This is a genomic window from Virgibacillus ihumii (genome assembly GCF_902726655.1).
In the GTDB taxonomy this organism is placed as follows: domain Bacteria; phylum Bacillota; class Bacilli; order Bacillales; family Amphibacillaceae; genus Lentibacillus; species Lentibacillus ihumii.
On record NZ_CACVAN010000001.1, the window covers coordinates 2,152,068 to 2,176,623 of the forward strand.

Genomic DNA, 24,556 nt, shown 5'->3' on the forward strand with positions numbered 1-24,556 from the left:
ACTTACTTCCAACCTTTCAGTTCATCTTGAACAAAATCTAGTGTTAAAAGTTTGTCCTTAATCTGTTCGATATTTAACCGCTTAGTATTGTGTGAATTATATTCCTGATCTGAGGATAAATTTTCATCCCCTTCAACAAAATACTTATCATAGTTTAAATCTCTTTTATCAGCTGGCACCCGGTAAAAATAGTCCATATCATGAGCAGCTACATTTTCCTCTTTAGTAAGCAATGTTTCATATAGCTTTTCACCATGACGGGTTCCTATAACGCGTATTTCATTTTCTGCATTAAAAAGTTCTTTAACAGCCTGTGCAAGATCACCAATGGTTGATGCAGGTGCTTTTTGAACCATAATATCACCTGCTTCAGCATTTTGGAATGCAAAAACCACAAGTTCTACAGCATCCTCTAAGCTCATCAGAAACCTTGTCATATTAGGATCTGTTACTGTCAATGGCTTCCCGCTTTTAATTTGTTCGATAAACAATGGAATGACAGATCCCCTAGACGCCATTACATTTCCATAGCGAGTGCCACAAATTAACGTTCTATCCGGGTCAACTGTTTTTGACTTGGCAACAAAGACTTTTTCCATCATTGCTTTAGATATTCCCATTGCATTAATTGGATAGGCAGCTTTATCTGTAGATAAGCAAATTACTTTTTTGACCCCTCTTGAAATTGCACCGGTCAGAACATTGTCAGTTCCCTCTACATTTGTTTTTACAGCTTCCAATGGGAAGAACTCACAGGAAGGGACTTGTTTAAGTGCTGCGGCGTGGAACACATAGTCTACATCATACATCGCGTCTTTAACACTACTTAAATCACGTACATCTCCAAGATAGAATTTAAGTTTTTCATTTCTATAAAATTTACGCATATCATCCTGTTTCTTTTCATCACGTGAAAATATGCGAATCTCTTTTATATCCGTATCTAAAAATCTTTTCATTACTGCATTCCCAAATGAACCGGTACCCCCGGTTATGAGTAACGTTTTATCCTTGAACATTTTATCCCTCTATCTATTGAAAAAATTTGTCCATTTTGTTAAGTAAATAGTCTTTATCAAAATTTTCTTCGTAATACAAACGGGCTCTTTCTCCCATCAGGTTTCTTTCATTTTCAGTCAGATGCATTAATTTTACAATTGAGTTTACGAGTTTATTCTCATTACCAGTTTCTGTACAAAAACCTGCCTGTGATGTGTTAATTAACTTTTTACTCTCGCCACCCGCTGAAGCAACTATTGGAATGCCACATGCCAAGTAAGATTGAAGTTTAGCAGGTATCGTCATATTAAAAAGCTCTTTATTCGCAAAACTTAAAAAAGCTGCATCACAACTACTTATATAATATGGTATTTCTTCCGGAGGTTGTCGATCTATAAAATTGAACATGTCATCCACTTTGTTTTGATATATAATCTCTTTAAGCGTCTCCCTAAACCTACCATCGCCTATAATATTAAAACAAATCATGTTACCGTACCCTTCAGATTTTAGAATACTGGCAACCCTCGGCAATAAATCTAGCCCCTGTGCTTGTCCAATATTTCCAGTGAACACTATATTAAAACGACCATCATGTGGAATCTCAGTTTTATTAGCTTCCTTAATCGGTTCGTAGAAACTCTCAGCATATTGCGGCCAATTTTCAACTCTTGCCTCATTAACCCCACGCTTTACAATAGCTTTAACAAAGCTTTCAGAAGTTGTGAATATCTTGTCACAGTTCTTATAAATATAATCAACCATCTTACCAATCGATCCTATAATATAATTATTCTTAATACCTGTTACAACCTCAACATTTTCAGGCCATAAATCTTGCACATATAAATAGCAAGGTATTTTATTTTTTTTTGCATACCAAACTCCCGGCAATGCCTGAGTCATAGGAGAAACTTCAAAAATAAAAACATAATCCGCTTTTAGTTTACTAAGCAGTTGCCAAAAAAAACCCGTTACCACAAAGGAAAAGTAATTTAAAGCTAACATAATTGAATTATTACCCCTAGGAATAAGAGGAATTCTCAAAATATCAATGCCATTAATTTTTTCTCTTCTTTTTTTACGTAATCCATACCCTTTGTAGAATTTACCATGGGGATAATTAGGAATTCCAGTTAAAACTGTCACCTTGTACCCCTTTTTCACCCACTCAGTGCAAATATCATTAATTCTAAATTGTTCGGGGTAAAAATATTGAGAGATGACTAAAATATGTTTGCCCATTTCAATACCAACCTATCTATTTGTTTCAGTTAATATAATCGAATCTTTTAAATCTCTAACCTGATAATGTGATTTATAAAAGCTTAATTTCTTATCATAAACCAAATTCCCAAATACCTTATTAATAATTCCGAACCGTTGGCGTATCAAATCCAAAATCGGATTAAACAGTTTAACCAGTTTCATATTTTTCCCATGCACTTCCGATATCGTTTTAACCATTTCACTTGTTTTTACATATTCCAAGTTCTGTGGAAAAAACATACCACTCTCTTTATTATCAACCATAAGTCTCAAAAATTCACAAAGGTTGTCGATGTGCAGCATACTCCGCTGATTCTCATAATCAGGAAAAACCGGAAGTTTTTTGGCAGCCATTGCTAATTTCGGATAATTACCTTTTGATCCCTTACCATAAATCATCGGGGGTCTAAGAATGGTCACTTTAAACGTATCATCATTTAAAGGTTCAATGCCTTTTTCAGCTTGAAGTTTACTTTTTCCGTAGAAGTCAAGAGGCGTTGGAATTGTAGCTTTGCCAATAACCCCATTATTTCCACCAGCAGAGCCATAAACGATAATACTGCTCATAAATATAAATTGTCCAACACCCTCTGCTTTAGCTTTTTTGGCCACTGCAATCGTCAGATTACGATTTACTTGATAATATTTTTCTTCCATCTTAGGGTCCTTGGAAACATGAGCAATGCCAGCGACATGAACAACTGCATCGTATTCTGTAAAGTCTTTTTCCTTCCATGTATAATCTCTCAAACTAATTTTATCAATTGTATAATTGTTAGGACCTTTTGCCAGCCATGCTTCAAAACTATTACCGACATAACTATTTACACCTGTAATTAATAACCGTTTCACTTCGATACAGTCTCCTTCTCACTTGCTGTCTCCTTTTTTCCCTTTGAACCCGTTCCACCTTCAACGACCCCGTCACTTTTGATCACACTAATAAATGTACCAAAAAAGCACTTTACATCAAGTTTAAAACTGATATTTTGAACATACTCACCATCTAAGCTGGCTTTCACATCAATTGGAAGTTCATCACGTCCTTTTATTTGTGCCCAACCAGTCAAACCTGGGAGAATATCGTTTACGCTATATTTATCTCTTTCAGCAATTAAATCGTATTGATTCCATAACGCAGGTCTAGGGCCAATAATGCTCATATTGCCGAAAATAATATTCAAAATTTGTGGCAGTTCATCAAGGGATGTTTTTCTCAGAAATTTACCCATCTTGGTAATGTACATTTCGGGATCTCTTAATAAATGAGTCGGTGTGTCCTTTGGTGTATCAATTCGCATCGTTCGGAATTTTAGAAGTCTAAAATGTGTCTTATTGATTCCGATTCTTTTTTGTTTGAACAGCACCGGTCCTCTGGAATCAAGTTTGATTCCAATCACAAGAATCAAGAATACAGGTGATAACACAATCAACCCAAATAAAGACAGAATAATATCAATAAAACGTTTTATTTTTAAATACATATTACGACGCTCCCTGATACTTAATTGGTTCGAACAAAATAATTTAAAAAACTACTGGCCATATAAGTTTTTTTCAGCAAGTTGAACTTCTCTTTTTTCATCAAATTGTCTTCCGGCCCAAAATTATTATCAAATGATTATCGATGCAGGTTTATGTTTGCCCGTCACAATTAATAATTAAATAGTAGGGTTATCCTACAATTGGTAGCATTGCTTTTTTTACCGGTAAAAAGCGCGTACCAAGATCAACTGCATGAATGATTGCTTTTTAATTATCCTCAAGTTATTAACCCCATACTATTAAGATCCTTTCACAGCTAACAACGTCTTCTCCGTATAAACAACCTTCATCAATTCATCCTTAAGGTCTTCTCTAGAGTACCCTTCAAATCTATCAATTACTTCATCCACTACAAGAAAGTCAACCTCAACCGTTCTCCCAACATAAATCTTCTCAAACACTTCACCAGGCAATACCTCATCATCACCAAGAAGTTCCTCGTACATTTTTTCCCCAGGACGTATACCAGTGAATTCAACCTTAATTTCATCTTCTGAGTATCCTGATAGTTTAATAAGATTCCGAGCTAAATCAACAATTTTCACCGGCTCACCCATATCAAGCACAAAAATTTCTCCACCTTTCGCAAGTGTCCCAGCCTGAATAACCAATCGTGATGCTTCCGGAATCGTCATAAAGTAACGTGTCATTTTAGGATCCGTAACCGTAACCGGTCCACCTGCTTCAATTTGCTTCTTAAACCGCGGTATCACACTTCCACGACTCCCAAGAACATTTCCGAATCGGACAGCGACAAAATTCGTATTACTTCTGCGTGAAATATCTTGCACAACCATCTCTGCAATACGTTTAGTAGCGCCCATAACATTCGTAGGATTGACCGCTTTGTCGGTCGAGACCATGACAAATTTTGCTACTCCAAATGTATCAGCTGCTTCAGCAACATTTTTCGTCCCTATGATATTATTCTTAACAGCTTCATGCGGATTGTACTCCATCAATGGTACATGCTTATGTGCAGCTGCGTGATAAATAATTGCCGGTTGATGCTGTTCGACTATCTCAAACACCCGCTCCCTATCCTGTACATCACCGATAACCGGTACAATTTCTACACCAGCTTGGCCGAATTTTTCACGTAATTCCATTTCAATTGTATAAATGCTAAATTCGCCGTGTCCGACCAATACAATTTTTCCTGGGGTGAAACGCATTAGCTGTCTGCACAATTCCGATCCAATTGAACCACCTGCACCTGTGACCATCACCGTACTATTCGTAACATAATCTGAAATAGCATCGATGTCCAATTCAACCGGTTCACGCCCAAGCAAGTCTTCTACTTCAACATTTTTTAGATGGCTGACGGAAATTTTCCCGGTCATCAGATCTTCTATTTTTGGAATCATCTGTACCTGAGCTTTCGTTTTATTGCATTCCATGACAAGTTTATTTAATGCACCATTTTCTAGTGAAGGAATCGCAATGACGATATGTTCAATGTTTTGTTTTTCAACAATTTCCGGGATGTGTATTGCCCTTCCGAGCACGGGAATACCGTATACTTGCATACGCTGTTTGCTCAATTCATCATCGACAAATGCGACAGGCAGAAGTTCACTATTATCGAAATTATTTTTCAACTGACGAACAATCATCGATCCGGCTGATCCAGCCCCGACAATTAATGTACGCTTCTTACCTTTGGAATTCGTGATGTAGCGATCACGGTAAATACGCCAAACAAAACGTGACCCACCAATTAGAATAATATGTAATAACCAGGTAACAACAAGCGCACGGCTAAAGACACTGTAATCATTCGTGATATACTGCACAACCCCTGCTGAAATAATGGATAGGGTTACTGCTTTGACAATCGCAACCAATTCACCGACACTCGCGTAAGCCCAAACTTTGTTATAAAGTTTATAGACCATTGCATATAAATGATGAAAAATAAGCAGGGCTACCGAGCTGATAACAAGTTCCGGCGTATCAAAAACAGGCATGAATGGATAGACAACCCAAGCTGCGACAAAAATCGCCAGACTGACAATCAATGAATCCATCACTACAAGTAAGGTCATTCTCGTTTTATAGCTCATTCCACCAACCCCTTTCCTGACTTTTTTCGACACATTTTATTATAGCATCTTTTTAATAGAGTGAAGTTTAAGATTTTGTTAAATATAACCATACGAACATTACAATACTATAATACTAGATATTTAATTATTTTGGTGACTTTTGTCATTTTACGTTGTACAAAAACTTGTATAACGTTAAAAAGCGCCGGAAAGACAAATTTTTTCTTCCATACCCGACACTTTCAAAATAATCCCAGGAACTTTTTCTTCTTGATCATTTCCGGTTCCATTCGGTTCACATTTTGCCCGTCAATGAGCAGTTGTGCATTTTCGAGAAACATATAAAATGCTTCATCACCATGGTTTTCACGCAGTTTCCGATACCCTTCCTCGAGCATAAATCCGCGGGTTGTCGTATTATGCGCATCTGAAGCAAGAAAATGGGTTAAATTTGCTTCGACAAGCTGATTGGAGAATTTCTGGATGTTTTTGCTGAACTTGCCTGCAAGAGATGCAGCAGTTACTTGTGTCAATGCCCCTTTTTGTACGAACTCAAACAGGATGGATGGATGCTCAATAATCACTGAATTCCGCTCCGGGTGGACGATAACTGGTGTGTAACCAGCCACCTGCATGTCAAACAGCAACTGTTTCGTATAGCGCGGAACCTGATTGGACGGAAATTCGACAAATACATATTTAGTGTCATTTAGTGATGCAACTTCACCCTTATGAAGTCCGTCGATCATGTCACCATGAATCCTTGATTCCTGTCCGGGGATGATCGTCAATGGAATGTCTTCCTGATTCAGGCGCTCGTTCAATTCGTTTGTACCACTGATAATGCCTTGTTTGTAGTTATCATATTTGCCATTTCGATGATGCGGGGTTGCGACAATCGTTTTAATCCCTTGTTCGGCTGCATTTTCTGCCATTTTCAGACTATCCTCGATTGTTTTTGCCCCGTCATCAATCCCAGGTAATATGTGACAATGTATATCAATCATGCTGTTCACGTCCAAATCATTAGATTTATAGAAAAACGCTAATAATTTAGTATAACAAAAATCCGGTATGTTTTACAGATTATATTAGAAATCGAAAAAATCCGCTAAAACAGCAATATAACTATTACATACCAAATGCATGGGTAGTTATGTTACAACTATATTATTAAAACATATCAAAACGTTTACATACAACGGTAATTTTGGGTTGCGTTAGAAATCATTTACAATATCCAACATAAAAAAATGACCATGAACTTACATCATTCCCCATCACTTTTGAACCATCGGAATAATAAGTTGCATAGCCATAGATGTTGGATTTTCGATTGGTAGTTTACAATCCTTTTAGAAAACGCATAATTTTACTTTTAATAACAGGTTCAGGTTCTTTTTTAATAATTCATTCGCCGCTAAACAGTAAATTACTGTTTTCACGAAAATATTTTTCATAATAGTTTCCCAGCCGTTTGTATGCTTTTTGCAACTGAAATTCACCTTTTCTGGAATCCTGCACATCCGATACAATAAAATGAATCATATTCACGCCAAGCAGTAATTGAATGAGTTTCTCTGCTTTCCTGCCGTTCTTACCGATCACACCAGCCGCACTCACTTGTACCAATGCTCCCCTCTTTACCATGCGATAAAGATTATTCGGTTTATCCATAATGTCTTTGTTGCGTTCCACGTTGGAGAATATCGGTGTATACCCGGCCATTTGCATATCATAGATCACTGTACTTATGTATGGCGGCAGGTGGTTGGATGGCAATTCTATCAGAACATACCCCGCATTTTTCTTCAGTGGTATGATATGCCCCCGTTTTAAGTCATGTACGATATCTTCATAGATTTGAATTCCTTGTCCGGCCGATTCATGGAGTGTGTCCTGTCCCTGTACAACATTTGCTTCACTCATATTCAACACCCTTTCATTAGCCAATTTCCAATTTAAAACAAATTATAGCACTTAAATACTGATACATAATACCTATAATATATCATAACAAACTTCCTTGCTTAATGGCAAGGAAGTTTTGGTAATATTTTACTAACATTCGCTGGTACTAGTTTACCCCGTAATAATAATAGTAATTGTTTTTTTTCTTTTCGACATCATTCAGAATGGATCCCAGCAGCTTTGCTTGTGCTGAATCCAGTACCTCGACTGCCTTTTGTGCGGTTTCGTATTCTGTTTGCTTGCTGCGAACAACAAGCAGTGACCCGTCAGACAGGTTAGCGAGAATCTGCGCATCCGCCACCGCTAGAACTGGAGGAGTGTCAAACAGGATAATATCATAGGCCGTACTTACCTCATTAATAAATTGTTCCATTTTCTTGGACCCGAGCAGTTCGGATGGGTTTGGCGGAATCGGTCCGCATGAAATGACATCCAGGTTTTCCACATCGGTTTCATTGGTTGCCTGTTGAATGGACGCCTCACCTACCAGAAGATTGCTTAATCCTGTCAGATTATCAAGCCGGAATGTGTAGTGTACAGTTGGTTTACGCATATCGGCATCGACAAGGAGCACCTTTTTGCCTTGCTGTGCATAGACTACCGCCAGATTCGCTGCACTGGATGATTTCCCCTCCTCAGGGGCCGATGATGTTATGACGATGGATTTCAGTTCATTATCAACCGATGCATATTGGATGTTGGTTCGTACTGTCCTAAACTGCTCTGACACTGGTGATTTCGGGTTAAGTTTGGTGATCAGGTGCCGGATTTTACTGTTTTTAGATTGATTCTTTTTGCGACCCACTGAATCCACCTCGCTTTCGCCTGCTTAATGCTGCCGCCTGAAAGTTGTCAGGACGGATATCTTTATCGTCGATGTGCGTAATAATACCCAGTACTGGCACATCCAGCTTATCGGCTATATCTTCCTCGGACTTAATCGTATTATCCAGGTATGCAAGCAGAAATGCCAAACCTACTCCAATCATGCCGCCGAGCACAATTGCAATGGCGATGTTCAGCATCGGTTTTGGACTGATAGGTGCAGGGTTCTCACCCACATCCGCTTTCGATAGAATGCTGACATTGTTCACGTTCATAATGTCGGGAATTTTTTTCTGGAAGACACTTACGGTTGTGTTGGCAATTTTTTGCGCCTGATTTGGGTTAGGATCTGTTACCTTTACCGTTACAACTTGTGATTTTTCAGCGCTGGAAACAGTCAACTTGTTCTGCAGTTGAGCTGCCGAAATATCCAAGTTTAACTCATTTACTACCTCTTCCAGGATTGCCGGACTTTTAATAATAATATTATACGTATTAATAAGCTGCTGACTAGTTTGTATATCGGTAACACTGTATGGTGTATCCTGTTTCTGCTGACTCTGATTTACAATAAACTGCGAACTTGCCTCGTAATTCGGAGTAAGGACATAGAATGTAACAATCGCACTGATTAAAGCAGCAGCGACGATTAATGTAATAATAAGTAATATCCGTTTCTTGATTACCTCAAAGATCTCTTTGAGGGAGATGGTTTCTTCCATTTGAGTACCCCCGTTTTTCTAAACTACTGCTATAGTATAATTGCAATCTAACATACAACGAGAATTATATCATATAATGTCGGGCAGCTGTATAGTTTTTTAGTAATGAAAGAGCCGCACACTTCTGATCGTGCGGCTCTTTAAGCATTTTTTCCTATTCGTCTTTCGACAGCATATCATGCACTTTCTGCACTTCCTCTTCCGGTACCTGGAAGTAGAACGTACCGTCAATTCTGGTTCCTTCGCCTTTGATCTGATAACTTTCCATATTTTTGCGGACATTGCGGTAGTTCAGGAACAGACCTTTCATATCTTCAAAATCAAGGTTGGTAGACATATTATTACCAAGAACGTCCAGCATGTCGCCGATTTTACCGACTGAATTGAAACTGGCGCCTTTGTCGATAACAGCCTGGATTACCTGACGTTCACGTAATGTTCGGCCAAGATCACCTCTTGGATCCTGATAGCGCATGCGAACATAGCCCATTGTTTTCGGGCCATTCAGGTGAATTTTACCCTTTTCATAATGATAGCCTTTTTTATAATAGCCCGCATCATGCCATTCAATCGGGTTGTTAACGGTAATTCCGCCAATCGCATCCACCATGTCAGACAGTCCTTGCATGTTCATCGAAACATAGTAATCGAGTTCAATGTTCAAAAAGTCCTCGACCGTTGCAACAGACTTATCAACGCCGCCGTATGCATAGGCATGATTGATTTTGTCATAGCCGTAGTCTTCCCCGGCGATGTCCACACGTGAATCACGCGGGATGCTGACGATTTTCATCGCATTTTTCTCTGGACGCAGCGATAGGACCATCATGGCATCGGAACGTCCGCTGTCATTCGGGCGTTTATCCACGCCGAGCAGGAGAATATTCAATGGTTCCTCTCTACTGATTTTACCACTGCCGACCTTATCATCAATCGAGTCTACTGACTGATACACTTGGTTATTGATTGTGCTCTTCGCATCCATGTACACTGAAGCAGCATAGGCGGTTGTGCTGATAAATAATAGAGCGGCAAGTGCTATAACCACTTTCACCCATCTTTTGAGCTTTCGTTTTGGCTTACTGTGTTTATCCATCCTGCGATTATCACTCATAGTAATTACCTCTGCTTCCTCTCCCCAGGATTCGCTTATCTCTCTGTTAAACCCGTTTTAGTTGTTGCTGCACCCGGAAAACCCGGATTATATATAGTACTTTCGTTCGTTTTGTTCCATTTCTGTACGACAAATTTTGCAACTGGGATAAATCCGTAACTTTATTTATAGTCACAGATAAAAGTCCCATCATTAGTATTATAATTGTTTCTGAATAGCTTGACAAATTTCCGCTGTTCAGGTATGAATCAGAAAAAATAAAGCTCCAAAAAATTGGAGCAAGACAATCTATATTTTTCAGGTGGTTACGATAATTCTTTCTCTTTTGCCAAAAGCTCTTCAAGAAATCCTTGCAGCTCATGTTTTATTTCATCATTTTCAACAGCCATTTCAATGGTTGTCTTAATAAAGCCAAGTTTTTCCCCGACATCAAACCGTCTGCCTTCAAAATCATATGCGTACACATTCTGGAGCTCATTCAGCTTGTGAATCGCGTCGGTCAATTGAATTTCTCCACCCGCACCGGTCTCCTGCTTGTCCAGGAAGGTGAAAATTTCCGGATTGAGAATGTATCTTCCCATAATGGCAAGGTTGGATGGTGCGGTACCTTTTTCAGGCTTCTCCACAAAGTTGTTTACCTGGTAGCGGCGGCCTTCAATCGTTGACGGATCAATAATCCCATAGCGGTGTGTCTGATCGTGATCGACTTTCTGAACACCGATAACCGATGATCCTGTTTCATCATATTGTTCCATCAGCTGCTGCAGACAAGGCTTTTCCGATTGCACGATATCATCCCCGAGCAACACAGCAAATGGCTCATCGCCAATAAATTTGCGCGCGCTCCATACCGCATGTCCCAATCCTTTAGGTTCTTTTTGACGGATATAGTGAATTTCGACATTGGCCGTTTTCTGTACCTTTTCAAGCATTTCAAACTTGCCTTTTTTCATCAGGTTGTCTTCCAATTCGAAATTAATATCAAAATGATCCTCAATAGCACGCTTACCTTTACCCGTTACGATGATAATATCCTCGATGCCGGATTCAATTGCTTCTTCTACAATATATTGAATTGTTGGTTTGTCCACGATCGGCAGCATTTCCTTAGGCATCGCCTTTGTTGCCGGAAGAAATCTTGTCCCAAGTCCCGCTGCAGGAATAATAGCCTTTTTCACCTTACTCATAGTGGATCCCTCCTGAAATTATCGTTAATTATATTTAGTAGTTGTATATTTTATATGAACAATGAGATTGGGATATATCTAGGAACGTGGTGACATCGCTCAGGTCGACCGGTATTCGCACGTTTTTGTGGTAACTTCGCACGTTTCAGTCAGAGTTCGCACGTTTTAGCGATGACTTCGCATGTTTCAGCCAGAGTTCGCACGTTCCAGCCAGAGTTCGCACGTTTTAGCGATGACTTCGCACGTTTCGACCGGAGTTCGCACGCTTTAGCGATGACTTCGCACGTTTGCCACCCCGCTGCCAGAAGATGGGCTATACCCTACCCTAGCGGAGGAAATATACGGAGACTCCTGCGGGAGCATAGGCCTAGGTGAGACTCCGTAGCGCGATAGCGCGGAGGAGGCTCATCAGCCGCCCGCGGAAAGCGGAGTATATTTCCGCAGCGGGGTTTATATACCCGCTGTAATACTTTAGTCCCAATCTCAATGTTATTGTAAACTGACTGTATCACAAAACTCAACAGATTATACCATCACTCGCCGTTGTTTATCAGGCCCCCCTTAATCGTCAGCAGCACGATTTTCAAATCAAGCAAAAAGCTCCAGTTTTCAATATAGTAAATATCGTGATTGATACGGTCGCGAATCGATGTATCGCCGCGCAGCCCATTCACCTGCGCCCAGCCGGTAATCCCCGGCCGGACCTGGTGCTTGACCATGTATTTCGGTATTTCCTCCTTAAACTTCTCCACGAAATATGGCCGCTCTGCCCGGGGCCCGATGACACTCATATTGCCGATCAGCACGTTATAGAACTGCGGCAGCTCATCAAGGCTTGTTTTTCGTAAAAAATCCCCGAATTTTGTCTTCGCATCCGTATCTTTCGGTGTCCACGTTGTTTCCGAATCGACTTCCTTCACTTTCATCGACCTGAACTTATACATGATAAACGGCTGACCGTCTTGTCCGGTGCGCTCCTGCTTAAAAATAACCGGCCCTCGTGATGTCATCTTAATTCCAGTGGCAATGATCAGCATAACCGGCATTGTGATGATTAACGCAAACAGGGAGAAGATCATATCAAACGCCCGTTTGGAAATGACGTTTTTCACCTCATGCAGCGGTACATCACGAACGTTTATAATCGGGATTCCCTCAATACTGTCGATATACGGCTTGGCCGGCAGAAAGTTATAATAATCCGGAATAATGGTGGTGCGCACCCCTTTTTTCTCACAAACCGAAATGATGTACCTCAGATTGTCATGCCGTATTTGCGGCAGCGCAATCACAACCTCATCGACAATTTTTTCTTCCAGTACCCTGTCAAGGTCATGAATTTTTCCAATCACTTTTTCCTTGTCTCCGGGAGCCGGCTGATCGATTAAATAGCCGATAATTTCCACACCATATTCCGGGTGCTCCCGTAGTTTTTGACAATATGCCTTCCCTTGCATCCCATCGCCCAGAACCAGTGCAAACTGTTTGTTGTACCCTTTATTCCGCATCCGGTTCATCGTTACTTTTACGATCAGCCGGTATGTCAGGGTGAATCCGAGGGCGAACAGGAAAAACAGGAACAGGTAAATCCGTGAAAAGTCGACTGTTTTAAATAAAAACAAAATACTCAGGAAGAAAAATGCACTCAGCACATGCAGCTGGATCACTTTGGCCACTTCAAACAGGAATCGCTTTTTCCGCTTGGGAACGTATAACGAAAACATCATCCCCATCAAAATAAAAACGATACTGTACATAGAACTCCAGAAGGCATATACCGAGAATGGCAGAAACCCGGCGTCACCGCTGTAAATGATGACAAAGCGAATGAACCAGGCTGTCAGAAATGCCAGGTGGATGACCAGAAAATCCACGATCATGTATAAATTTGCCAGGAATTTTTCTCTTCCTCTAATCATTTTCTTTGCTCCCGATTATATTTAGTGTTCCGGCGTCAGCTGTCCAATTCTTTTTTCACTGTCTGCAATGCTGCTCCGATAACCTGATGCATATCATAGTATTTATAGGTTCCAAGGCGTCCGCCGAAAATGACATTCTCCTGCTGATCAGCGAGTCCCTTATATTTTTTGTACAGATCATTGTTCCGTTCGTCATTGACCGGATAGTACGGTTCATCACCATGCTGCCATTCTTTTGGATACTCTTTTGTCACAACGGTTTTATCCTGTTTGCCGAACTCGAAATGTTTATGCTCGATCATTCGGGTGTACGGTGTTTCGCGGTCCGTATAATTGACAACGGCGTTGCCCTGATAGTTCGGCAAATCGTGAATTTCATGTTCAAAGTCCAGACTGCGGTATTCGAGCACACCATGTTCATAATTGAAATACTGATCAATCATGCCGGTGAAGACGACCTTGTCCGCCTTCTTTATGAGTTCTTCACGGTTTGCAAAGAAATCCGTATTCAGCTGTACTTCGGTGTTTCCCAGCATTTTTTCAATAATTTTATTGTAGCCGCCGATCGGGATTCCCTGATAGCGGTCATTGAAGTAGTTGTTGTCATACGTAAACCGTACCGGAAGCCGCTTAATAATGAACGCCGGCAAATCGGTGCAAGACCGGCCCCATTGTTTTTCAGTATAGCCTTTGATCAGCTTCTCATAGATATCGCTGCCAACCAGTGAAATCGCCTGTTCTTCCAGGTTTTTCGGCTTATCGATGCCGGCAGTCTGCTTCTGTTCTTCAATTTTTGCTGCCGCTTCATCCGGTGTGACAACACCCCACAGTTTGTTGAACGTGTTCATGTTGAACGGCATGTTGTATATTTCACCCTGGTAGTTAGCAATTGGTGAATTGGTGTACCGGTTGAATTCCACAAACTGATTCACATATTCCCAGATTTCCTTATTGTTCGTATGGAAAATATGGGCGCCGTATTTATGGACGTTGACCCCTTCGACATCTTCACAATAGACATTTCCGCCCTGATGATCGCGCTTATCGATGACAAGGCACTTTTTCCCCCGTTTATGTGCCTCATAGGCGAATGTGGAACCAAACAGTCCGGATCCGACAATTAAATAGTCATACATGGTTAAGCAGCCTCCCCTTTTTTCCGTTTTCGTAAATTGGACAAATAGGCTAGTATAAATTTTGCCAGGATTGATGCGTATACTGCGATATTCACCGGTTTCGAATACTTGTTCAGCATGTGTTTTTTGTAAAAAATAACCATGGCCCGGTGGAATTCGTACAATACTTTGTTCGACTTCTGCTTGTCGCTGGCACCTTTCAGATGGATAATCGTTGTTTGCGGATTATAGGTAATCTTCCATCCGGCCTCTTTTATCCGGTAGCACCAGTCAATATCCTCTCCATACATGAAGAACGTTTCATCGAGCAGGCCAACCTGATCAATGGTTTCCTTACGCACCATCATAAACGCGCCAACCAGGCAGTCGACAGGTGCTTCCTCAAATTCATCTATATAACCCATATGGTAATGGTTTATTTTTCTGCTGTTCGGAAAAATTTTGCTCAATCCGGTCATATAAAAGAATGACGCTGATGGTGTTGGAAAGCCCCGCTTGCATGCTTTATCAAGCTGTCCGTCGCTTAGAACGACCCTGCAGCCGGATGCGCCAATGTCAGGACGCTGATCCATGTAGGCCGTCATCACATCCAGCGTATCTTCCCGGATGAGTGTATCGGAATTCAGCAGCAGGATATATCGTCCCTCTGCTTCCCGGATGCCCTGGTTGTTCGCCTTGGCAAAGCCGAGATTTCGATCATTCGGGATAATCTTTACTTCATCAAACGTTTGATCGAGATATGGAACGGACCCGTCTGATGATGCATTGTCGACCAGAATGATTTCATACGAATAACTGGTCGCTGACTTCCGGATCGAATGAATCGCATCCGCCGTAATGAGTTTCGTATTGTAATTGACGAGAATGATACTGATATCCTTCATGTGCTACCAAATCCCTTTAAAGTATGTTCGGATTTTTTCAGCGGAAACCGACCTTCTTTTCTGGATATGACGCCGGGCAGTCCGCATCTGCTTCAGATTGCTGCCGAAATCCCGCCACATGGCAAGGGTTTTCGGCTCTTTTAAGATTATGTAAATGTTCTGTGACAACTCAAAGACAAGGAGCCAGGGCAAATACCGGATAAACGTCGACCGCGGACAGTTTTTGACCATGAAATAGTACCGATTGATATATGAGTGCTTGCGTATTTTAAGCGAGATATCCGCCCGGCTCTTACTGACCGCCCATCCTCGTTCATGTGTTGCGGTCGCATCCGGCACGAAAACTGCTTTCCATCCCGTAATGTTCGCCCGCCAGCTCACATCGATATCTTCTTTGTACGCGAAAAAATGGTCATCATAAAATTCATTGCCGATGCTGACCGCGTCCATCATTTCTTTGCGGTAAACCGCCGCCGCACCGGACACGCCAAAAATCGATGTGCTGCTGTCATACTGCCCGGCATCCGATTCACCGGAGCCCCGGTCATACGCTCGGAAGTTCTTTTTGATGTTGATCCCGGTCGTATCAAGTATTTTGGCTTCGCTGTCCCTGTACAGTTTCCCGGTTGCCATCCCGATGGACAGGTCCTGCTCCATTTCTGCGACAATTGCTTTGATGTAGTCCGGATGCAGTGTGACATCCGGGTTCAGCACCAGCACATAATCAACATCAGGGTTCATGCGGATAGCAAGGTTGTGCCCGCCGGTAAACCCGGTATTGGCTTTGTTTTCGACTAAGGCCACCTTACCACCGAATGATTTGACCACCTGGCATGTCTGATCGTGTGAATCATTGTCCACCACCATGATGGAGTGAACCGGATAAGACTGCTCCAACACCGCCTCCAAACACGCCCTGATATCATCTTCACTATTAAATGTAACAATATGAACAGCAACTTTTTTCATTGGTAACAACCTTTACCGGGGTTTAGATTTTGTTTATATTTAAGTGTTGCAAATTTCTTAGAAGTAGGCTGTGACAAAACTAAACCTCCCAATTTGTGCAGACAAGTAGCTCACTACCCCAGCGTAGGAAATATACGGAGACTCCTGCGGGAGCAGAGGCCTAGGTGAGACTCGAAGTGCGCCAGCACGAAGAGGCTCATCAGCCGCCCGCGGAAAGCGGAGTATATTTCCGAAGCGAGTTAGACGCACCCGCCAAGTCTCTACTTCTTCTTCTGAACTTCACTACAAAGATAATCTATCAACTCGAGAAGGTCGGTCTGATCCAGTTTGACATCCTCGTTGTTATAAGCATTCTCATCCAGCTCGGCAAAAAACTCTCGGTCACTATTCCAGTACTTCCCTTTGATATAGTCATGATCTTCCGCGAAGTGTTCCAAAACCTGCCGGCGCTGGTCATAATTGAGGATATCCTTGCCCTTCCCCTTGTTCAGCATGTCATCCGGCAGTGATTCAATCACCTTGTGCCTGGCCGTCTGGTCATAATTCCGTTTTTCGTTATTATCCAGCCTCGCCCGCATTCTCCTTAACAGTTCATACCGCTGAAAACTTAACGATTCATTCACAGTGGACGTGTCCTTGTACTCCTCCGTACGCTCGATGCCCACCACATGCAACAGATCATCAACGATATTGCCGTTTTCAAACACTTCCGGGTTGAACGGGCGGACAATCATATTTTGAACACCGAAGACAAGCGCCCATTTATCAAGCCTCGGACCATACGGGTGCAGCCTTTTTATAATCTGCGGCACATTGATTCGTGCCGGTGCATGCGGACTGGCAACCCGTTCATTATGTTCGGCCATGGAAATGAAATAATCATCATACCTGCGCAGATAAATAACGATTTTCACATCATAGTCAGCGAAGGCATCTTTTAACAATTTCAACTCATCGACTGTCTTATAAACATCAAAGAACGTCTCTGATGAAATCAGTATCTTGTCACAGTCGGTTTTTTCCATCCGGTTCAGCAGTTTCTCCGTTGGTTCTTTTGATGAATGTATCTCCTTCTTGTTCAGCCAGCCGCATACTTTTCCAACCGCGGAGAACGAGATGTCGTGCTGTGCTGTCATCTTGGGGAAAGTAGGGCTTGCCGGGTACAGAAGTCCTCTTTCCTTCAGGTAGTCCTTGTTTTGGTAAAACGACTCCTGAATCGATGATGTTGCCGTTTTTGCACTTCCAATATGGATGTACAGTGTTTTTTTCATCGGTTACACTCCTGGTATTACAAATTAGTTGCGATCCATCTTCCAGTAGATTTGTGTGAGCATGTTCAAAAATTCCTCATCGGAAAGCTCGAAGTCCTGTTTATTACGAGTATTGACATTGTTCAGTTCTTCAAACAACCGGCCATCGTTCCGGCCCAAATATTCTTCGGCTACTTTGCGGTTGGACTCGTCATAAATGCCGACATAGTCTTCGGTCAGTAATTCCTTCACACTCGGCCCTGGATATTCGATTTCTTCCAGCGCCCGGACAATGGCATGCCAGCGGGGATTGATTGTATTGCCGGTAATCCTTGGCACATATTTATTCATCCGCCGCAAAAATTCCAGCTTCGGTAAATTTAGCGATGTGTTATATTTTTTCTTCGGTTTTTTGACACGTTTAATGGAAAAATTGCTCATGAAATCAGCAAATACATCATTTCCTTCATACACATTGACATCGATATTTTCCTTCCCGAAGACAGTTGACCACTTTTCCAGCATCTGATAGTAGTCATACCGGTTCACTTCCTGTGAATATTGCTCCGGGGACATCAGCTTCTGCTCGGAACCGGTGGATATGCCGGTTGAATAGCCGCTGATCAGCAGTTCTTCCTGTCTCCTGAAGTAGACAATGATCTTGACTTCCTCAAAAAAGCGATCCAAAAACTCCTTCAGGCGGCGTATTTCTTTTTCCTGAATCAGCCGTGACGAACAATGCTCATTGGACATGACCACTGTTGATGCATTCGTCCCGTCTAATTCCTCCTGAAAATGATCCAGCACCTTCTGACGGTAATTCGCCAGCTGTTTCGGCTGGTTGATTCCTTCCAGCTTTCTGAGATTATTCATTTTCCGGTCATTCATCGCGTAGCATGCCAGCTTGACATGATTACAGATACCGAGCTTGCCGCTTAAACTTTCAGGGACGAAATATCCTTTTTTATACAGTTTCTCTTTATTCAGCCTTAACCCATTTTGAATGGTGGTCGTTCCCGTTTTTTCCGTACCGATGTGCAGAATCGCTTTCACTGATACTCCCCCTGACTATCCTCTCGTTTTCACCTTATGGTAGACACGGTGTACAACGGTGTTCCGCAGTTTGTTCTTGGCTGTCCGTTTTACGGCATTCAGCATTCGCTTTGATGTCAGGGTTTCTTCAAGCGCATCGACCATCGACCGTTCCTGCTTTTTCATGCTTAACATGACACGCTCGTAATATGGCGTTTTCCTGAGATAACGCCAGTAATAATAATCGAACGGGACACCAACATGCTTCCATGGTTTGTTATGTGATGCGGCAAAGTGAATGATTTTCGGGTTTTGTTTCGCCTGCTGGACCTTTTTCATGCTTGTCCACGGAATATTAGCAAACTCCTGGTCTGAGCTGTTGAAGACATTGTATTCCGACGGCAGCAGCATGAAATTTTTCCGGAAATATTTATTCAAAATATCCTGATCCTGGAAGTAGTATTTTTTCCCTTCCGTCTCTTCCATCAATTCACTACCGACCATTTCCGGATTCATGTTTTCAAAGTTAATCAGCATCAGCCCTGCATTGAAGTATTTTGCGATATCATCTTTATCCATCTGCAGGCTCGTCTTTAAATACGTATACAAATCCGGATAACCGTCCGGCAGATTCACCTTAATATTCAAACATCTTGTCATAATATAGTCCGGCACGGCAGCGAGCGGATACTCACCCATGTCCGTATGGAATAAGTCGACAAGGTCGTCCAATACAACCATATCTGAATCCAAATATAATATCCGCTTCAAATCCTTCAGCAGATAGAAAATAACGAAGCGATTGTACGTTGCCGACGACGGTAATGTTTGGTTGCTTCGGAATCCTGTATCAAAGAAATTATCCACCGGAATGACATGCATCTGTATATTTTTATTGCCGCCGGTTAAAATCTGCCGTACATTGTTCAGGCTGTTCACATCAATGTTGGATGACAGGATGAAAATGTTATAGCGATGATCCGGACTGGCATTCTCCTCAATCGAAGCAAACAGTGCGCTCAAGTGCGGCACATAATTTTTGTCCGAACTGACGACAATATTGATATCATCATCTTTTACATCACTTAAGTCGATGTCTGGAAAAGGCAGCGTTACGGCCCCGGCCAGATTTAACACTTTCAGGTGCTTCACGTTCGTTTCCGGATGATCCTGCAAATATTTTTCCATAAATACACCAAGCAGCCGCTCGGTCAGAAATCCGAATATCCGTGCCTGATATACGTTGTAATAGCGGATATCGATCCGGTCTTCCAGTTCGAACAAAACGTCAAATACCCATTCCGCATATTGTTCAAAGATGTGCTGTTTAGCGACAAACATATTGAACAGGTAAAACGATTCCCGCTTCATACACGTATCAAAAGCATCGATGTATGACGGATGCTTTTCGTTGATGATTTGGCGTAAAATATCTAAATCTTCCGAGTGATGGACATCCTTGTAATTGGATTCAACCGAAAACGGCATCGTATGCGGTTCAGGCAGGATAATATCATATTCGTCCATCAGGGCCTCAATCTTTTCAGAAGTCTCTTCACCGTATTTTTCAAAATCAAACACCTGCCCATCCAAAAACACCTCGGTTTGCGGATGGTCGTTGTATTTGTCGGCAAAGTCAAAAAAACGTCTGTAATGCATCAACCCGGTGCTATCGGCATGCTGACCATTTTTCCAAATCCAGTACAGTGCCGTCATTTCACAATAGTTGTCGTTCTTTGCGGAAATATTGTCGCCGGTATCGTCACCTGTAATGCCAAGGTCTTTATTCCCTTTTCCCTTGCCGACATGAATTGGTGTAATTTCATCAGTCTGCAGGAAATATCCTTCTTTATGATGTGCGACATAAACATTCGTGCTCATACCCTCACTCCTTGAAGCTTTTTTCTTATGCGTTGTCCACGGATGCCTTGTATTTGTCGACGACCGTTTTAGCATCGCCGAACTCCTTCACCTTGCCTTTTTCCAGCCAAATGACCTTACTCATCATATTTTGAATCTGATTTAAATTATGGGAAACCATGATGACGGTTTTGCCGCTTGCCATAAGCTCCCGCATCGTTTGAAAACTTTTTTTCTTGAACTTCTGATCCCCGACTGACAGCACTTCATCAACTATCAAAATATCGGGATCAATCTGTGTTGCGATGGAAAAACCCAGCTTCGCCCGCATGCCTGTTGAATAATTTTTAACAGGAACATCGATGAAATCGCCAAGTTCCGAGTAATCAACAATTTCCTGATAACGCGCTTCCAGGAATTCTTTTGACTTGCCCAGCAATGCGCCATTCAGGTAAATGTTCTCGGCACCGGTAAAATCCGGATCGAAACCTGCACCGAGTTCGAGCAGCGGGGCAATATTGCCGTTTACTTTAACCTTGCCCTCTGACGGCCGGATTACTCCCGACACGATTTTCAACAAAGTACTTTTGCCGGCGCCATTATGGCCGATCACCCCGACCCTGTCGCCATCTTCAATCGTGAAACTCACATCATTCAAAGCGGTGAATTGATTGTACTTCATCTTTCCTTTAAATTTTCTTACCATATATTCTTTCACACTCTCGACTTTTTCAGTAGAAAGCATATATCGCATCGTTACATTTTGTGCCACAATACTATTTTCCATTATTTTTCCACCTATACGTGCAGAATAAATTTATCCTGATGTTTCTGAAACACATACATGCCAAGGATTGTTGCCCCAACTCCAAGGACGATGCACATCACAATATTGGTCCAGTCGGGAGGCAAGCCGTAATAGACCACCTGCCTGAATCCTTCAATATAATAATAGACCGGGTTAAACAAGAGTAAAAACCGGTATTCTTCCGGAATAATTTCGACCGGATAGAAGATGACGGATGCATAGCTGAGCGCCGTCATCGCCACCGCATGCAGGTGTTCAATATCCCGGAAAAAGACCATGATCGTTGCCAGAATCAAGCTGGCACCAAAGCACATGAAATAAAGAAAGATCAGAAATATCGGTGCGTACAGCACATACCAGGTGATGCCATGCGTCGTGACAATCATGACCGATATCAGGACTGTCAGGGATATAAGGAAAAAGACAAAATTCGAATTGACTTTTGCTGCCGTAAAAATATACCTCGGCATCGGCACTTTTTTAATCAGCCCGGCATGCGCCCGCATCGACCGCATCCCCTGATTGGTGCTCGACTTAAAGAAATCAAGCAGCAGTTTTGCCGTCAGCAGATATACCGGGAAATTGGCGATTTGCGTGCCAAACAAGTTGGAAAAAATAATCGTCATGATAATCATGATCAGGAGCGGGTTTAAAAAGCTCCACAATACACCCAGCACCGAATCTTTATATTTCTTTTTAAAATCTTTTCTTACTAATATAGACATGAGATATTTGTATTTTTTAATGTTATCTATATAATCTCGAATTATCGATGTTAATGTCACATTTCTTACTCCTATCGTTTATGCGGTAGTTCGTTCGGTTCGTGCGTTTGTGCGAGAGTTCGCACGTTTGCTCGAGAATTCGCACGTTTGAAGCGGCAGTTCGATCGTTTGGGCGAGACTTCGCACGTTTCGACCGCTAGTTCGCTCGTTTCGCGCGGGACTTCGCTCGTTTGGACTGGTAGTTCGCACGTTTGCTCGAGAGTTCGCACGTTTCAACCAGCAGTTCGCTCATTTGCGAGAGAGTTCGCACGTTTCGACCGGTAGTTCGCTCATTTGCGAGAGAGTTCGCACGTTTCGACCGGCAGTTCACACATTTGCGCGAGAATTCGCACGTTTATCCGGCAACCTATACACTATTAAGCTTTTTCTATTTTCCAAGATACGCTTGTAATGCCTGTCTCCACTCCCTGAGCGGTTGGAACCCGTTATAGATTAACGCATCGTTTCCCAGCACCGAATATTTCGGGCGGGTTGCTTTGCTGGCAAACTGACCGCTGATAATCGGCTCGACTTTGATCGAGATGCCGGCCTCTTGAAAGATGGCTTCAGCCAATTCATGCCTTGAACAGATGCCGCTGTTGCTCGCATGGTAGATTCCATATTTTTCAGTCTGAATGAGTTCAATCAGAAATTCTGCCAAATCCGGCGTATAGGTTGGGGAGCCGATTTCATCGTACACAACCTGCAATGTATCTCTTGTTTCCGCCAGCCGGAGCATCGTTGAGACAAAATTTTTTCCGTTTTCCCCAAAAATCCAGGAGGTCCGGACAATAAACCATCTCGTGCTGAGCCCCCGGAGAAGCTCTTCACCTAACCATTTCGTTTTCCCGTATTCATTTACGGGGTTCGGCGGATCAAACTCCTGATATGGCTGAACAGCCGTCCCGTCGAAAACAAAGTCTGTGCTGATATAACACACTTTCGCATTGATTTTTTCAGCGGCGGAAGCGATGTTCCGTGTGCCATTGACATTCACGTTATACGCTTTCCGTCGGTCCGTTTCAGCCTCCTCGACATTGGTATATGCCGCCGCATGGATGATCACGTCCGGCTTGATATGCTCAACGAAGGCCGAAATCTCATCCTGGTTCGTGATGTCCAATTCGTTGCTTGATGGTGCGTGAATGTCGAATTTTGTCGAATTTAATTGATTCATTATATCATAACCCAGTTGCCCGCTTGCGCCTGTCACCATAACAATCATGTTAAACCTTCTTTACTTGGAGTAATATGCACTGTAATATTCCCGATAATCGCCGGATACGACGTGATTCAGCCAATCCTGATTGTTCCTGTACCAGTCAACTGTTTCCTGGAGTCCCGTTTCAAATGAATACCCGGGCTCCCACCCCAGTTCAGTACTGATTTTTGATGCATCAATCGCATACCGGAAATCGTGTCCTTTCCGGTCAGGTACAAATGTAATCAGCGATTCCGGCGCATCCATCAGGTTAAGGAGCATTTTTGCCATGTCCAGATTGGAATGCTCATTGTTTGATCCGATATTATAAATTTCCCCGGGCTTGCCATCATGAAGCACGCGGTCAAGCGCGCGGCTGTGGTCCTCAACGTATATCCAGTCACGGACGTTTTGCCCGTCGCCGTAGATTGGGATTTCCCGGCCTTCCCGAACATTGTTGATCATTAACGGAATCAGCTTCTCGGGAAACTGATATGCTCCGTAATTATTCGAACAGCGCGTGATGTTCACCGGAAAGTTGTACGTTTTGTAATAGGAGCGGACAAGCAGATCCGCACTTGCTTTGCTCGCACTGTACGGACTGTTCGGTGCAATCGGCGAATTTTCCGTAAAGCTCCCGTCCGTATCCAGCGACCCGTATACTTCATCGGTGGACACCTGAACATATTTCTGCGTATTGTATTTTTTCGCCACGTCCAGCAAAACCTGCGTGCCCATAATATTCGTACTGACAAATACATCCGGCTCGTTGATGCTTCTGTCAACATGTGACTCGGCAGCAAAATTGACGACCGCATCGAAGTTTTCTTTTTGAAACAGCGCATCCACTGTGGCGCGATCGGTGATGTCGCCTTTTACGAATGTGTAGTTTTGGCTGTTTTCAAGCTTTTTTAAGTTTTCCAGATTCCCGGCATAAGTCAGCGCGTCCAGATTAACAACTTCATACTCCGGATAGTTTTTCAGCATATACTGGACAAAGTTGCTGCCGATAAATCCGGCACCGCCTGTGATAAGTAGTTTCATCGCATG

At 42.4% G+C, this 24,556-nt stretch carries 22 protein-coding genes; all 22 read right to left on the reverse strand.

Features of this window, described 5'->3' with window-relative positions:
* Positions 1-2 precede the first annotated feature (2 nt).
* The 22 genes from HUX68_RS10425 to rfbB all read right to left on the reverse strand — a co-directional run bounded on the left by HUX68_RS10425 (position 3) and on the right by rfbB (position 24,550).
* The gene (locus tag HUX68_RS10425) at positions 3-1,019 is read right to left on the reverse strand and encodes a polysaccharide biosynthesis protein (RefSeq protein WP_174614766.1); all 1,017 of its coding nucleotides are present in this window, start codon (positions 1,017-1,019) and stop codon (positions 3-5) included.
* A 13-nt stretch (positions 1,020-1,032) separates the two neighbouring features.
* Positions 1,033-2,244 (reverse strand): glycosyltransferase family 4 protein, encoded by a 1,212-nt coding sequence (locus HUX68_RS10430; protein ID WP_174614767.1) that lies wholly within the window; start codon positions 2,242-2,244, stop codon positions 1,033-1,035.
* Positions 2,245-2,256: 12 nt separating this feature from the next.
* A complete protein-coding gene (locus tag HUX68_RS10435; protein WP_174614768.1) occupies positions 2,257-3,120 on the reverse strand; it encodes an NAD-dependent epimerase/dehydratase family protein in 864 nt (287 codons plus the stop codon).
* Positions 3,117-3,752: a sugar transferase gene (locus HUX68_RS10440; RefSeq protein WP_174614769.1), complete on the reverse strand. Its 636-nt coding sequence runs from the start codon at positions 3,750-3,752 to the stop codon at positions 3,117-3,119. The genes HUX68_RS10435 and HUX68_RS10440 overlap by 4 nt, the downstream gene beginning before the upstream one ends.
* Before the next feature lie 300 nt (positions 3,753-4,052).
* Positions 4,053-5,882: a polysaccharide biosynthesis protein gene (locus tag HUX68_RS10445; RefSeq protein WP_174614770.1), complete on the reverse strand. Its 1,830-nt coding sequence runs from the start codon at positions 5,880-5,882 to the stop codon at positions 4,053-4,055.
* 224 nt (positions 5,883-6,106) lie between these two features.
* Positions 6,107-6,871 (reverse strand): tyrosine-protein phosphatase, encoded by a 765-nt coding sequence (locus tag HUX68_RS10450; RefSeq protein ID WP_174614771.1) that lies wholly within the window; start codon positions 6,869-6,871, stop codon positions 6,107-6,109.
* Between the two features lie 403 nt (positions 6,872-7,274).
* Positions 7,275-7,793, reverse strand: coding sequence for a CpsB/CapC family capsule biosynthesis tyrosine phosphatase (locus tag HUX68_RS10455; RefSeq protein WP_174614772.1), 519 nt, complete (start codon positions 7,791-7,793; stop codon positions 7,275-7,277).
* Positions 7,794-7,941: 148 nt separating this feature from the next.
* Positions 7,942-8,640 (reverse strand): CpsD/CapB family tyrosine-protein kinase, encoded by a 699-nt coding sequence (locus tag HUX68_RS10460; RefSeq protein WP_174614773.1) that lies wholly within the window; start codon positions 8,638-8,640, stop codon positions 7,942-7,944.
* Positions 8,615-9,382 (reverse strand): YveK family protein, encoded by a 768-nt coding sequence (locus HUX68_RS10465; protein WP_174614774.1) that lies wholly within the window; start codon positions 9,380-9,382, stop codon positions 8,615-8,617. Before HUX68_RS10465 ends, HUX68_RS10460 begins: the two co-directional genes overlap by 26 nt.
* Positions 9,383-9,536: 154 nt before the next feature.
* A complete protein-coding gene (locus tag HUX68_RS10470) occupies positions 9,537-10,496 on the reverse strand; it encodes an LCP family glycopolymer transferase (RefSeq protein WP_246206660.1) in 960 nt (319 codons plus the stop codon).
* A 305-nt stretch (positions 10,497-10,801) separates the two neighbouring features.
* Positions 10,802-11,683: a UTP--glucose-1-phosphate uridylyltransferase GalU gene (galU, locus tag HUX68_RS10475; protein WP_174614775.1), complete on the reverse strand. Its 882-nt coding sequence runs from the start codon at positions 11,681-11,683 to the stop codon at positions 10,802-10,804.
* Between the two features lie 533 nt (positions 11,684-12,216).
* Positions 12,217-13,602 carry an undecaprenyl-phosphate glucose phosphotransferase gene (locus HUX68_RS10480; protein WP_174614776.1) on the reverse strand — a complete coding sequence of 462 codons (1,386 nt, stop codon included), beginning with the start codon at positions 13,600-13,602 and terminating at the stop codon, positions 12,217-12,219.
* A gap of 35 nt (positions 13,603-13,637) precedes the next feature.
* A complete protein-coding gene (gene glf / locus HUX68_RS10485; protein WP_174614777.1) occupies positions 13,638-14,738 on the reverse strand; it encodes a UDP-galactopyranose mutase in 1,101 nt (366 codons plus the stop codon).
* Positions 14,739-14,740: 2 nt separating this feature from the next.
* A complete protein-coding gene (locus HUX68_RS10490; RefSeq protein ID WP_174614778.1) occupies positions 14,741-15,622 on the reverse strand; it encodes a glycosyltransferase family 2 protein in 882 nt (293 codons plus the stop codon).
* A 3-nt stretch (positions 15,623-15,625) separates the two neighbouring features.
* Positions 15,626-16,591, reverse strand: coding sequence for a glycosyltransferase family 2 protein (locus HUX68_RS10495; RefSeq protein WP_174614779.1), 966 nt, complete (start codon positions 16,589-16,591; stop codon positions 15,626-15,628).
* A gap of 260 nt (positions 16,592-16,851) precedes the next feature.
* Complete coding sequence (locus HUX68_RS10500; RefSeq protein WP_174614780.1) at positions 16,852-17,862, reverse strand: hypothetical protein; 1,011 nt, start codon at positions 17,860-17,862, stop codon at positions 16,852-16,854.
* Positions 17,863-17,886: 24 nt separating this feature from the next.
* Positions 17,887-18,894, reverse strand: a complete 1,008-nt coding sequence (locus HUX68_RS10505) for a hypothetical protein (RefSeq protein ID WP_174614781.1) — start codon at positions 18,892-18,894, stop codon at positions 17,887-17,889.
* Between the two features lie 15 nt (positions 18,895-18,909).
* Positions 18,910-20,754: a DUF4422 domain-containing protein gene (locus HUX68_RS10510; protein ID WP_174614782.1), complete on the reverse strand. Its 1,845-nt coding sequence runs from the start codon at positions 20,752-20,754 to the stop codon at positions 18,910-18,912.
* 25 nt (positions 20,755-20,779) lie between these two features.
* Positions 20,780-21,520, reverse strand: a complete 741-nt coding sequence (locus tag HUX68_RS10515; protein WP_174614783.1) for an ABC transporter ATP-binding protein — start codon at positions 21,518-21,520, stop codon at positions 20,780-20,782.
* Positions 21,521-21,531: 11 nt separating this feature from the next.
* On the reverse strand, positions 21,532-22,326 hold the full coding sequence (locus HUX68_RS10520) for an ABC transporter permease (protein WP_174614784.1): 795 nt from the start codon (positions 22,324-22,326) through the stop codon (positions 21,532-21,534).
* Positions 22,327-22,693: 367 nt separating this feature from the next.
* The gene (gene rfbD, locus HUX68_RS10525; protein WP_174614785.1) at positions 22,694-23,530 is read right to left on the reverse strand and encodes a dTDP-4-dehydrorhamnose reductase; all 837 of its coding nucleotides are present in this window, start codon (positions 23,528-23,530) and stop codon (positions 22,694-22,696) included.
* Positions 23,531-23,542: 12 nt separating this feature from the next.
* Complete coding sequence (rfbB, locus tag HUX68_RS10530; protein WP_174614786.1) at positions 23,543-24,550, reverse strand: dTDP-glucose 4,6-dehydratase; 1,008 nt, start codon at positions 24,548-24,550, stop codon at positions 23,543-23,545.
* Positions 24,551-24,556: the final 6 nt, after the last annotated feature.